At 43.1% G+C, this 13,438-nt stretch carries 11 protein-coding genes; 8 read left to right on the forward strand and 3 right to left on the reverse strand.

Features of this window, described 5'->3' with window-relative positions; translation table 11 throughout:
• The first annotated feature begins 7 nt into the window (after positions 1-7).
• Positions 8-502 (forward strand): chemotaxis protein CheW, encoded by a 495-nt coding sequence (locus CEQ32_RS00380; protein ID WP_011073088.1) that lies wholly within the window; start codon positions 8-10, stop codon positions 500-502.
• Positions 503-655: 153 nt separating this feature from the next.
• On the forward strand, positions 656-1,054 hold the full coding sequence (locus tag CEQ32_RS00385; protein WP_037420401.1) for a DUF2802 domain-containing protein: 399 nt from the start codon (positions 656-658) through the stop codon (positions 1,052-1,054).
• A gap of 95 nt (positions 1,055-1,149) precedes the next feature.
• Here CEQ32_RS00385 and CEQ32_RS00390 read toward each other — a convergent pair whose 3' ends face one another.
• Both CEQ32_RS00390 and CEQ32_RS00395 read right to left on the reverse strand, forming a co-directional pair.
• On the reverse strand, positions 1,150-1,458 hold the full coding sequence (locus CEQ32_RS00390) for an EscU/YscU/HrcU family type III secretion system export apparatus switch protein (RefSeq protein WP_037420403.1): 309 nt from the start codon (positions 1,456-1,458) through the stop codon (positions 1,150-1,152).
• A gap of 15 nt (positions 1,459-1,473) precedes the next feature.
• Positions 1,474-3,474 carry a flagellar hook-length control protein FliK gene (locus CEQ32_RS00395; RefSeq protein ID WP_088585300.1) on the reverse strand — a complete coding sequence of 667 codons (2,001 nt, stop codon included), beginning with the start codon at positions 3,472-3,474 and terminating at the stop codon, positions 1,474-1,476.
• A 220-nt stretch (positions 3,475-3,694) separates the two neighbouring features.
• On the opposite strand from CEQ32_RS00395, the gene CEQ32_RS00400 reads away from it, so the two are divergent.
• Complete coding sequence (locus tag CEQ32_RS00400; protein WP_037424736.1) at positions 3,695-4,480, forward strand: VacJ family lipoprotein; 786 nt, start codon at positions 3,695-3,697, stop codon at positions 4,478-4,480.
• A 120-nt stretch (positions 4,481-4,600) separates the two neighbouring features.
• Complete coding sequence (locus CEQ32_RS00405; RefSeq protein WP_037424734.1) at positions 4,601-5,704, forward strand: response regulator; 1,104 nt, start codon at positions 4,601-4,603, stop codon at positions 5,702-5,704.
• Between the two features lie 304 nt (positions 5,705-6,008).
• Here the strand turns inward: CEQ32_RS00405 and CEQ32_RS00410 are convergent, their stop codons facing one another.
• On the reverse strand, positions 6,009-7,478 hold the full coding sequence (locus CEQ32_RS00410; RefSeq protein WP_037420415.1) for a peptide MFS transporter: 1,470 nt from the start codon (positions 7,476-7,478) through the stop codon (positions 6,009-6,011).
• Between the two features lie 475 nt (positions 7,479-7,953).
• On the opposite strand from CEQ32_RS00410, the gene rfaH reads away from it, so the two are divergent.
• The 4 genes from rfaH to CEQ32_RS00430 all read left to right on the forward strand — a co-directional run bounded on the left by rfaH (position 7,954) and on the right by CEQ32_RS00430 (position 13,324).
• Positions 7,954-8,454 carry a transcription/translation regulatory transformer protein RfaH gene (gene rfaH, locus CEQ32_RS00415; protein WP_037424726.1) on the forward strand — a complete coding sequence of 167 codons (501 nt, stop codon included), beginning with the start codon at positions 7,954-7,956 and terminating at the stop codon, positions 8,452-8,454.
• Between the two features lie 694 nt (positions 8,455-9,148).
• Positions 9,149-11,635, forward strand: coding sequence for an SLBB domain-containing protein (locus CEQ32_RS00420; protein WP_088585301.1), 2,487 nt, complete (start codon positions 9,149-9,151; stop codon positions 11,633-11,635).
• Positions 11,636-11,785: 150 nt separating this feature from the next.
• On the forward strand, positions 11,786-12,163 hold the full coding sequence (locus tag CEQ32_RS00425; protein ID WP_069453219.1) for a four helix bundle protein: 378 nt from the start codon (positions 11,786-11,788) through the stop codon (positions 12,161-12,163).
• A 186-nt stretch (positions 12,164-12,349) separates the two neighbouring features.
• Positions 12,350-13,324 (forward strand): Wzz/FepE/Etk N-terminal domain-containing protein, encoded by a 975-nt coding sequence (locus CEQ32_RS00430; protein ID WP_088585302.1) that lies wholly within the window; start codon positions 12,350-12,352, stop codon positions 13,322-13,324.
• The last annotated feature ends 114 nt before the right edge of the window (positions 13,325-13,438 follow it).

A 13,438-nucleotide genomic window follows, 5' to 3' on the forward strand; every position in this document is an offset into this window, starting at 1 on the left:
GGTAAACATGAAAGATACAAGAAATGTCGCAGCCGTGGCTGCAAGTAAAGATGATGCAGTATTGCAATGGGTTACCTTTAAGTTAGACAACGAAACTTATGGTATTAATGTCATGCAAGTGCAAGAAGTGCTGCGTTACACCGAAATTGCTCCCGTACCTGGTGCACCACACTATGTTTTAGGGATTATCAATTTACGCGGTAATGTGGTTACTGTTATTGATACCCGCTCACGTTTTGGGTTGCAATCAGCGGAAGTGGATGATTCGACACGTATTGTGATCATCGAGGCAGAAAAGCAAGTTATTGGTATTTTGGTCGATAGTGTTGCTGAAGTCGTTTACTTACGCCGTTCTGAAATTGATAACGCGCCTAACGTTGGTACAGAAGAGAGTGCGAAGTTTATTCAAGGCGTCAGCAATCGTGATAATGAGTTGTTGATCTTAGTTGATTTAGACAAACTATTATCTGATGAAGAGTGGGCTGAGTTAAATCAACTCTAAATATTCATCGGAGGCGGCAGATAGTGTCTATCTGCCGCTTTGCTTTTTGTTATGCGAACGATTCATTTGGCTTTAATTTACTCTTTTAGTTTTAGAATGCCACTTGATGAGTCGGTGCTAATTTCAGCTGATTGTGATGCGTAGGGATGATGAATGGGCGATGAATTTTTAATCGCAGCCTTAGTTTATGTGATTGCGTGTTTAGGTTTAGTTCTTTACCTTCAGAAACAATTAAGTAAGTTGCGCAGTAAAGTTGAAGCGTTAACCGTATTAGTGAAAGAGGGCGATCGTCAGCGCGAGGGCTTTAAGCGTGAAATGCAGGAGCTTCGAAGCGGTACCATTGGTATGGGACGTCGTGTGATTGAGCTTGAAAAACGCTTACATCAACAATCTGAACGCATTGAAGAATCTACTCAACAGGATCCCCAAGCAAAGCTTTATACGCGTGCGATGAAGATGGTGGCCCTCGGAGCTGGTGTAGATGAGCTAATCAAAGAGTGTGAATTGCCTAAAGCTGAAGCTGAGTTGTTAATTCGTTTACACCGTAAATAGATGAGCAATTTAGGACGCACTTCGTGATTCTCGGCCACAGCAAAGTGCTGTTCTAGAACGCCACGTTGTGGCTCTAGGAGCTAGCCACTTTTGCTTTAAGCCTTATCAACAATCTTCTTATGCATATTGTTCCATTGTTCTGGGAATTTTCCGTCCAACATATACACAAATGCGATTAATTCGGCGATAAGCAGATACAGCTCTCTTGGAATTTCTTCGCCTAATTCAAGCAATCGAAGAAAGTTACTCAGGTGCGGATCTTGGTGAATATAAACGCCTGAGGCCTTTGCTAGAGCGATAATTTCGTCAGCGATTAGCCCTTCACCCGATGCGACTACTTTAGGCGCATGTTTTCCGTCATAACTCAAGGCAACAGCTTGCTGGGTTTTATATTCTTCCGCCATAGATAGACTCTTTAATTATGCTCTTGTTTTCACGAGAAAATGATCACCAGGCAGCAATGTTGCTGGAACTGGTGCTAATTGGGTGGATAATTCACCCGGTGTAAATCCTAATTGCGATAGTTTTTGTCCCAGTGGAGCCAAAAAGTTATCTACTCGGCGAAGTAATGACTGACTGTCACCTTTGAACTGAATATCTAGTACTTCTTGGTGAAACCGTGCCGATATCAGTAATGGACCCTGGGCGAGATTAAACTTCAATTGTAAATGCCAGCCTTTATGATGTTGCTGTTCATCGCTATCGGCTTCTCGCTCGAATTTACCTTCTAATTGTTCATGACGTTGATTAATCCCATAGGGAAGGGCAAAAAACCACACTAAATTGCCATTATTTTCACTACTGGCTTGTTGATAAAGCTGTAGGCTTGAAGCTAGTTGTACCATGCTTTCTAGGCCGCCAGCTTTACTAAATTGTCCCAGCTGGTGGTTAGATAATCCGATTTTAGTTTGGAGTTGCTCTAAGTAATCAGCCAATTTAGCACTCATTTTACTATTAGCATTATTTGCCCTAAACCCCAATAACAACTGAAACAATGAGCTAATGGCTCCCGCATTCAATAGCATTGAGGCTTGAGCGAGCTGCGGCGTTGCTAAATTTAAGGTTGCGAGACCAAGGATGCTGTCTTTTAGTTCGTTTGGATCACTTAATTGGCCTAAAGGATGTGGGCCTAGATGAGGCAAATGTTTTAACAGCTCGGCAGCTAAGTTTGTGCTAGCTCGAGAGACTATCTGCTCGATGGGGAGAGCACCGGCCTTGGTAAAGGCTTTTTGAAGCACTTGATTAACAATGATATTGGCTTCGTTGAGCTTATTTTGTTTGTCAGCACCTAACGAGTCTGATGGGGTTTTAAGATTTAGCGGTGTTTCATTACTGGACAAATTTTTGGTCATCGCTAACTCATTAGCGGGGACCTGTGGTTTAGTCTGTAAGCTGCTAAAGTCCGATTTTGCATGTTGACTTTGCAAAGCAGTTGACACCGTTACGGTATTTTTTACATCCGATGCGCTTGCATCTTTAGTCAGTGCCTTAGGTTCAGGAATAGCCGTTTTGGGATCAATTTGTTGATTGGTAGTTTGTCCTGCCGTCAGCTTTGCTTCAGTGGTGGATTGTAAATTGACGCTAATAGCAATCTTGGATGGTGAGTTTTTTACGGATGTCACTTCATCCGCAATAGAACCCGTTTGAGTCTGGGATATTTTTATGTCGGAAATTGATCCACCTTGGGTGCTAGACGTATTGACTTTTGCTGCAGTGCTACCCGTTTGGGGGACTAAGCCCTCAAGTTTACGTAAAAAACTCGCAATAATCTGAACGGGTTCCATTTTGCTTATCACAACATGACCCGCTTGTTTATCAATAATGGGAAGCTGAGTTTCATTTATCGGAGCGCCAATTTGGATTTCGAGTTTGCTCAGTATTGGGGTCAACACTAAAATAGGTTTCCCTTGTAAAAGGGTAATTTTTGCTTGATATTCACCCGCATTAAGTCGTGTTCCTGGATCCTGTGGCACAACAGTTCCATTAGTAAATTGGAATTCTTTTGCAGTAACAATGACATTAGGGAGAGGGTAGCCCTGTGGGCGGGCAGAGAGAGCATATAATTTTGTCTCTGAAATCCCATTTTGTTGTGCAAGTAATGTGATCGCTTCTGGGAGCTTAAGGTTGACTGTCGAACCCAAGGCAATCAGTTGCGAGGTTTGTGTCATAGCACTCGATTCAGTGGGGCTATTCACGACTTGATTGACTAAAAATTGACTAGCAATAATTAATGCTTGGCGCTGCTGAGCATTAACGAGCTTTAAATTATATTCTGTACCGTTTAGAATAATACTATCGCCTTCAGGAGATAGTTGGACTTCAGCGGGAATAGGACGCGCATTGGTGCTCAGGGCAGTGTTCTGAGTCCCTGAAGTGATTAATGGTGCGTTGGTAATCTGACTAAGTGGAATCGACTCCATACTAAACCTTTGTTGGAATAACTCGCGGTGCGTTATTTAAAAAATTAACAATTGACCAAACTGTTTTGCCAAGTATGCTTATGCGCTTTGTAAAGTCAGTGGCATTTTGTCTGTCATACTTAGTATACGACTCGGATGACTAATCTTTTATCGTCACTTGTTGATGGTCACTTTAACGAAAACTCGTGAACTCGGCAGTACATTTATTTAAGAGAGCAATATGAAGTTGAAATGGATAGGGGTACTTTTAGGCTTTGCATTACTGCCCAAGGTTTATGGCGCAGAGGTAGCCGTACCCGATAACACTCCAAAGGACGGGGCTTCAGCTGTAAAAATTACTTACGAAGATCCAAGAGATCCCTTTGAAGGGTTCAACCGCGCCATGTGGGACTTTAACTATCTGTTTCTCGATAGGTACCTATACCGGCCAGTTGCACATGGTTATAACGATTATATCCCGTTGCCTGCTAAAACAGGGATTAATAACTTTGTGCAAAACTTGGAAGAACCCAGCAGCGTGGTAAACAACTTATTGCAAGGCAAATGGGGTTGGGCGGCGAATGCGGGTGGTCGTTTTACGGTTAACACGACGATAGGGTTACTAGGCGTTATTGATGTGGCTGATATGATGGGAATGCCACGTAAGCAGGACGAGTTTAACGAAGTGTTGGGCTATTACGGTGTACCTAATGGTCCCTATTTTATGGCACCCTTTGCTGGTCCATATGTTGTTCGTGAACTCGCATCAGATTGGGTTGATGGTCTATACTTTCCACTATCTGAACTCACAGTGTGGCAATCCGTGGTTAAATGGGGCCTTAAAAGCTTACATGCTAGAGCCTCGGCAATTGACCAGGAAAGACTTGTTGATAATGCGCTCGATCCCTATGCCTTCGTGAAAGATGCGTACTTACAACACATGGACTATAAGGTCTATGATGGCAATGTTCCTCAAAAACAAGAAGATGATGAGTTACTCGACCAGTACATGCAGGAACTTGAGTAAGCTCATGCGCTAACTTGGCTGCAGGCATGAATATGCAGCCAAGCCCATGCCGTATAAATGATTCTTCCCATGTCATCATTGAATGATTGCTGTTGCAGTAAACGTTATGCGGGAATCTTTATGGCGTTAAATGGTGTTTCAATTCTGTGGGTTGAAGATGACCCAGTATTCAGGCAAATCGTTGCTACCTTTCTAAATGGTCGCGGTGCACAGGTAGTGCAGGCTGGCGATGGAGAGCAGGGGCTGATTCATTTCAAGCAACAACGTTTCGATATCATACTTGCCGATTTGAGTATGCCAAAGCTTGGTGGCTTAGATATGCTTAAGGAAATGAGCAGGTTAGAGCCATTAGTGCCTTCTATTGTTATTTCAGGTAACAATGTTATGGCGGATGTTGTCGAGGCGCTGCGCATCGGTGCGAGTGATTATTTGGTTAAACCTGTTGCCGATCTCTTTATTATCGAGCAAGCCATTCAACAAGGGCTGCAGCGAAATCACCCCGATGATATTACTCAGGCAGACTTTGATGCTTTATCTCACCAAGAGTTGAATGATAATTTAGCCTTATTAGAGCAAAGTGTTGAAGCGGCCAAACAAGTTCAGCAGCAACTTTTCCCAGCCTCAAATATCAGTTATCCCGCCGCCAAAGTTGATTACAGCTTATTTAAAAGCAGTGATATCAGTAGCTACTTTATTGACTCAACAATGGTGGGCAGTGATCATTTGATCATGTATATGGCTCACCTCTATCCCGAAGACAATCGCGCGGCGTTTGCTTGTGTTTTGCTACGCAGTTTTGTCAACCAAAAGCTGAAAAGTTATCGAAGTGGTCAGAGTAAAACCATTATCGAGCCGTTCAATATGCTGAGCTACTTGAATGAGCGTTTAGTCAAGTCCGGTTTAGATATCACCGTAGATATTGTTTATGTCGCAATCGAATTAACACGTTATCGTGCAGCCATTGCCCTAGCAGGCAAGGGTCTGAGGTGCTATTTACGTAATGACAAAGGGTTAAGTCCATTGGCTATTTCAGAAAGTTTACCACTAGGGGTATTAGATTGGGGTAAACCGAGTGTTCAGTTTCGAACGATTCTGCCCCAGGAGCAACTTTGTATCGCAACCAATGAGCCTGAACATAAGCAGCAGTTATTAGATAATCAATTTAAAGGATTAGTCTACAATTCAAACTTGCCTGCGGGTGGTTTTATTCAATTAAGTTTATAAGAAGATAAGATGCTAGGACGCAGCCAAAAGCGCTGCTAGAACGCCATTACGTGGCTCGAGAAGCTAGACTCTAGCATCTAGTCCCCATATTCTAATTTGTCTGTGTGCGAAACATCCCATCTCTAATCTCAACGTGCTTTGGGAGCAAAGCAATAAAAAACGCTGCATTTCTGCAGCGTTTTTATCGAATATAAATTATTCAGGATGGTAGATGCGCCCTATCAGGACGAAGCCCGATCTGCTTTTTCTTGCAGCTAAGTCACCTAGAGCAGCGCATTTGGCTGCGTCCTAGCTTCTAGCTGCGTTATCTTTTAATGGCTTCGTGTTCAGCGGTTACCGCAATTTCATCTTCTAATGCTTCGGCTTCATTGTGATGCTTGCTTTCCGCACCGTGCATCCAATCGACTAATTTGTCAGCCATAAAGTATAAGATCACACCAGAAAGTGCTGCGGTAATCGCAATACCCGAGAAGATAGCCATTGCATTGGCAAGTTGTTCTTCTTTTTCGCCACCATGGCCAATAAAGGAACCCACCACACCACCAATTTTGTTAGCTGCAGCCACAAAGAGGAACCAAGAACCCATCATTAACGAAGCGATGCGAAGTGGAGCTAACTTAGTGACCATAGATAAACCAATAGGCGATAAGCAAAGTTCACCCATGGTATGGAAGAAATAAGCGCCAACCAACCACCACATGCTTGATTTAGCAGTAGCGTCACCGCCCATTTCGACAACGGCACCGATCATAAATAAGAAGCCAACGGCTAACAGCACTAAGCCTAAAGCAAATTTAATCGGGGAGTTAGGTTCGTTCTTACCTAAACGTACCCAAATCGAAGCAACAACAGGAGCAAAAATAACGATAAACATTGCGTTTAAGGATTGGAACCAAGTGGTTGGTACTTCCCATGTACCGATCATGCGGTCGGTAAAGTCGTTCGTGAACAAGTTCATCAGGCCGCCCGCTTGCTCGAAGCCCGCCCAAAAGATAATGGTAAATAAACCCATCACCATGATGACTTTAATACGGTCACGTTCAACCTTCGTCAGTGGTTCTTTACGGACTTCTCCTTTTTCTGCTGCTTTTTGCTTTTCAAGCTTAGCAGCAGGAGTTCTACCGATATCACCAAGTAACTTTTGTGCAAACACAAGCTGGATAATTAACGACAGGATCATACCGATACCTGCGCAGATAAAACCAGCTTGGAAGTTGCCATCATAAGCGGCAACCACTGAGCCTACGATAATACCTGAGAGGAAAGCACCAACGTTGATCCCCATATAGAAAATGGTGAAAGCACCGTCACGGCGGTGATCTCCTTCTTGGTACAGATCGCCCACCATAGTAGAAATATTCGGTTTAAACAGGCCGTTACCTAAGATTAACGTGCCTAAGCCGACGTAGAATACTTCGGTTTCCATCCCAGGTACCCACGCATGGGGCGTACCTAAAATAAATTGACCAGCCGCCATTAAAGTACCGCCAATCATAATGGCCCGGCGTTGGCCTAGAAAGGTATCTGCTAACCAACCACCTAGAAGTGGGGTCAAATAAACAAGCCCAGTGAAGGTGCCATATAACGAAATGGCATCGGCTTGGCTCCAACCTAAACCGTGTCCACCTTCGCTTTGCACTTTATCAACTAAGTACAGTACTAAAATGGCACGCATTGCATAATAACTAAAACGTTCCCAGAGTTCTGTTGTAAACAGTAGGAACAGACCTTTGGGATGGCCAAGCATTGTCCCTTGTGGTTTTGCTACGCTCATGAAGTTTCCACCTTAAGCTCGTGATTGCCTGTGGCGCCCCTGAAACAGGATGATGTCACCACAGAAAAATGATTGTTGCTCTTCTCATTTATCTTGAGTCAATTCGATATTTAGCTCTAGCTTAAAAGCATGAGTAAATTGTTGAATTGCTGAGATTTAAGTATGAGTTATTGTTACGTTATTATAATAAAAGTAATATTTTAAGCGTTAATTAGGATATTTTCGCTAAAATTCCCACCTTATATACCCTTTAAAAGTCACTAAAGTCAATTTTGACTTGCTAACTGGTGAGATTATCTGCAACTCGCCACCAAATATCGATTTATGTTGATTTTCCTAATATATCGGCACTTTGTTTAGATACCGAACAGCAAGGGTTTTAAGGCAAAAAACTGCTTCCATCCGTCCTGACAACTTTGTTATGATTGCGACCCGTGAATGGACGTCACTTAACATAGGGTAGTGAGATTAATCGATGAAGGCATGGTACCTTTTGTACTGTAAACCTCGTAGTGAAGCGAGGGCACAACAAAATTTAGCTCTTCAAAATTTAGAGACATATTTGCCAATGGTCTCTGAAGAAAAATCTCAACGCGGTCAGAAGCGGATCTGTCGTGTGCCTTTATTTCCAAATTATTTGTTTATCAATTTTGACCCAAGCCAAACTAGCGTTAAGCAAGTCCACTCTACTCGCGGTGTGAGTCGTATTGTCAATTGTCAGGAAAGAATGACACCCATTGATGACCGAGTCATTCACGCCATTCGCATGAAAGAATTAACGCCTTCCCAATCTGTTTTAGACAGCGAATTTGAACTAAAAACAGGGGAAAAAATCCGCTTTAAAGACGGCCCATTTGTTGATTTAGAAGGTATTTTTCAAGAAAAATGCCCAAACAAACGTTGCCATGTTTTATTTAATATTATGGGGCAGATCAATACCTTATCTGTACCTGAACACTCAGTTGAACGAGTGTGATTTGTTAATGAGTTCACTTTGCTAAGTAGGATCTTTGCTTAGAGACGTGTAGGACATTTGCTATAGATTGAGTTTTTTGATTTTAAGCAATATTAAGCTTAAAGAAAAACTTTATAGTATTTCAGTGTGTTACATGATTTTTTGTTATTACATTGTTTATCAAAATAAATTTTGCGCAATAAGTAATCAAAAATAATTTATGTGCCCGTTTATTAAACAAGCAATGTAGTGGTTTAGCAGTACAATTTGCGGATCATTTAAGTCGCCAAAACCTGATTGTACAACTAAAGTTTTACTTGGTTTATATGTAGCAGAAGTATGAGGTTTTAGATTTTCATTAAGTATTGGTCATTGGTTCATCGAAGTACATAGGGTTCTAGATGTGTAAATCGTAAACTTTGATGGCTTTAGACTTTAATGACTTTAGATTGATGGCAGGTAAAAATCTCGTCATTCTAAAATATTTAACCTTTTGAAAAATTAGAATATTCGCAGCGCGAAGGGCAATATAGAGGCCGCAATCTATGGGCGGTAGCGTGTCTGAAAGAAAAGAAGGACGTTGCTTCGCAACTGATAGGACGCAGCAAAGAGCGCTGCTCTAGGACCTAGGCCCTAGAATCTAGAATCTAGAAGGAGCGTAGCGACGCTCTGCTGTATCATTGTTTTCCATCTTTAACCCAATCGGAGATATCTGGTGTTACAACAAATCAAAAAATTCATCATAGTTGGCCTTAGCGCCACGATATTGATGGGCGCGCAGGCGCAAGCCGTTACGCCCTCTCCGCAGATGATTGAACAATTCAAGCAATTACCTAAGTCAGAGCAAGAACGTTTAGCTCGCCAGTACGGTATCGATCCGTCAATGATCACGGGAGCCTCGGCGACCTCGACAGTTATTGAAAACCCTGTGGTGGTTACCCCACGTGCAGCAACAAATAATGTGGTTGATCAATCTGAAGACGATAAGCTTAATCAGGCAACTAAAACTGAAGCGAAAGTTGAAGCAATTGAAGATAAAAAAGAAAATCAACTCAAGCGTTTCGGGTATGATCTTTTTGCGGGCTCGCCAAGCACCTTTGCCCCTGTTTCAGATGTGCCAGTGCCCGCCGAATATATGATGGGCCCTGGTGATACCTTAAACGTGCAACTTTTTGGCAAAGAAAACAATCAGTTTACATTAACTGTTGGCCGCGATGGCGCAGTGCAATTCCCGAATCTGGGCCCAATTTCACTGGTCGGGTTAACCTTTGCTGAAACACGTGAGTTATTACAACAAAAAATCAGCCAAAGTATGATAGGTATTGAGTCCAATATCACTATGGGTGAATTGCGTTCAATCCGAATTTTTGTGGCCGGTGACGCATACAAACCAGGTTCTTACACCGTATCGAGTCTATCAACGATTACTCAAGCCTTGTTTATCTCCGGCGGTGTAAACCAAATCGGTAGTTTGCGTGATATTCAACTAAAGCGCTCCGGTAAAACTATTGGCCGTTTAGACTTGTATGATTTATTGCTCCGCGGCGATGCTTCGGGTGATATGCGCTTGCAATCTGGCGATGTGGTTTTTATTCCATCAGCGGGTGGCACAGTTAGCGTGATTGGTGAAGTGCGTCGCCCTGCGATTTACGAGCTTAAAAATAACGAGACCATGGCAGATGTGATTAACATGGCCAGTGGCTTAAATCCTGGTGCTTATCCTAAAGCCAGTACTATTGAGCGCTATAGTCGTGACGCGGTAAAAACTGTTGTTACCGTTGATTTAACTGAAAACTCTGGCCTAAGCACGCTGGCTAAAAATGGCGATCTACTCAATGTGCGCTCAGCCTCAAGCCGTATTGATAATGCTATCACCCTTGCTGGTGCGGTAATTCGCCCTGGTAAATATCAATGGACTAACGGCTTAACCGTTGCCGACTTATTGCCTTCAATTTGGGGGGATTTAACCATCTCCGCCGACTTGGATTACAGCTTACTCGTTCGAGAAATCAACCAACGGGGTGATATTGAAGTCGAGCGCATTAATCTTGGCCGTGCCATTGGTGAGCCCAAATCACATTACAATCCTAAGCTAAAGCCTCGTGATTCCGTGATTGTATTTGACTATGCCGATCGTGAAGAGTTGCTTAAACCCATTATTAAAAAGCTAAAAGAGCAAAGCCGTTTTGGTGATGCAGCCAAACTGGTCAATATCAATGGTAATGTTCGTTTCCCTGGGCAGTATCCAATAACGGTTAATGCCGATGTTAAAGAATTACTCATTGCAGCTGGTGGACTAGAAGAAGGCGCATACACCTTATCTGCGGAACTGACTCGCCAACAAGTGTCTGAGCAAAATGGGGTTAAAGTTGAGCATGTGCAGTTGAGCTTAGATCGCGTGATGCAAAATGATCCTGCTGCCAATATCAAACTGCAAAGCCGTGACATCTTAACGGTACGTACGTTACCTGACTGGCAAGAAACTCGCTGGGTGACTATCAAGGGAGAAGTTAAATTCCCTGGTACTTACAGTATCCAGCGCGGCGAAACCTTAAAACAGGTGTTGGATCGTGCCGGTGGCATGACGCATGATGCAGCACCTCGCAGTGCAGTCTTTTTACGTAAATCTATTCAACAAAAAGAACAGCAAGAGCTTTCAAAACTTGCTGACGAATTGCGCCGTGAGATAGCCGCAAAAGCCTTGACTAAAGATACTCCAACGGTGGGGTATAACGATGCACAAATGATGTTAAATCAGTTGGAAAATGTGAAAACTGTTGGCCGCTTAGTGGTTGATATTAATGCTATTGAATTAGGCATCGAAAGTGCCAATTTGATGTTAGAAGACGCCGATGCTCTTTATATTCCGGCAACTAATCAAACCGTATCAGTTATGGGCCAAGTACAACACCCAAGTACTCATCGCTTTAAACCGGGTTTAACCTATGAGCAGTATTTGGCCTTATCTGGTGGCCCGCGTAAACGTGCTGATGAATCACGTACTTACATACTAAAAGCGGATGGTTCAGTACAAGTGCCAGAATCTTCAATGTGGTTTACTGGTGGCAGCTCAATGGAGCCAGGCGACACAATCGTCGTGCCATTAGATACTGAATACAAAGATAACCTCACGCTATGGACGCAAGTGACTGGCATTATCTATAACACCGCTGTGGCTGTAGCCGCGATATCGGGGATATAACGCCACGGTGTGGCAAGAATCTAGGGCGTTGCTTCGCAACTGCTAGGACGCAGCAAAAAGCGCTGCTCTAGGACGCCACTGCGTGGCTCTAGAATCTAGGACGGCCTATGGCCTCTAGGCCCTAGAACCTTCTCTAATTAAGGAGCTCTCATGCGATTCGAACAACTGGATGTTTGGAAACGAGCTTGCCGCCTTTCATGTGATGTCTACAAGGAACTTAAGAATTGCAGAGATTATGGGCTCAGAGATCAGATGACCAGAGCGGCAGTTTCTATTCCCTCAAATATTGCTGAGGGGGAAGAGCGTGAATCAACTGCTGAATCTGCAAGATTTCTTTATTTTGCAAAAGGCTCATCAGGGGAGCTGATAACTCAGATATATATTGCGATAGAAATTGGCGTAATAGACAAACAAAACGGAATGACTCTTATCAAAGAGGCAAAAGAAATTTCAGCAATGATTGCTTCTTTGATAAAAATACGAAAAGGCAGTGTCCGAGAAGAGTACGCAGATTATAAAAGTACGTAGAAACTAGGGCTGCCTACGCCCTCTAGGACGCAGCGAAAAACGCTGCTGCTAGAACGCTCGCAAGCTCGCTCTAGGCCCTAGAACCTAGGATTTAAAACCTAGAATCTAGTACCTAGCACCTAGTACCTTCTTTAAATATCTTTAAGCTTTCCTAGGGCCTAGCACCTAGGGCCTAGAACCTAAAAAATGAATACACAAATTACTCAAAATCCAAACACATACCAATCCGACGCCAGATTTCCACAAATGCAAGACGACGAAATCGATCTTCGTGAGCTTTTTGCCGTCATCTGGCAAGGCAAATGGCTCATTATTGCCATAACCGCTGTTTTTGCGATTGCCTCTGTGGCCTTTGCTATTTTGCAACCCAATATCTATAAATCCGAAGCGTTGTTGGCGCCAGCATCAGAGGAGCAGGACGGTGGCTTAAGTGCCTTGGCATCGCAGTTTGGTGGTGTAGCCAGACTTGCAGGGGTTAATCTCGGTGGTAAAGGTGGTATTGATAAAACCCAGCTGGCGATTGAAGTATTAAAATCCCGCCAATTTACCAGTGAATTTATTCAAAAGCACAACATCCTTACTGATTTAATGGCCGCAAAAAAATGGGATAGGGATACGGATAAAATTATTTATGACTCTGAGCTATATAACGAACAAACCAATACTTGGGTGCGCGATGTCGAACCACCATTTAAGCCTGAACCTTCAATGCAGGAAGCCTATAAAGAATTCAGTAAGATTTTTGCAGCTAATAAAGATAAAGAATCTGGCATGGTAACCATTTCAGTAGAGCATTTATCGCCAACCGTTGCTCAGCAATGGGTCACTTGGTTAATCCAAGATATTAATAAAGTGATGAAAGATGGCGATGTCGCTGAAGCACACCGCAGTACTGAGTTTTTAAATCAACAAATCGCTTTAACCAATGTCGCCGATATTAAAACCGTACTTTACAAATTGATTGAAGAGCAGGCAAAAACCATTATGTTTGCCGAAGTACGCGATGAATACGTATTTAAAACCATTGATCCCGCATTAGCGCCTGAAGAAAAGGCCAAACCCAAACGCGCATTAATTTGTGTTTTAGGCACCATGCTCGGCGGTATGTTAGGGGTGATGTTAGTGCTGGTAAGGCATTTTATGAGAAAAGAGCAAAACTAGAATCTAGAACGGCCTTCGGCCTCTAGGAGGCAGCAAAAAGCGCTGCTAGGACGCTCGCAAGCTCGCTCTAGGACCTAGAATCTATAACCGCATGCTCTACAATAAGATAAATTC

The sequence above is a fragment of the Shewanella sp. FDAARGOS_354 genome (genome assembly GCF_002209245.2).
Classification (GTDB): Bacteria; Pseudomonadota; Gammaproteobacteria; order Enterobacterales; family Shewanellaceae; genus Shewanella; species Shewanella xiamenensis.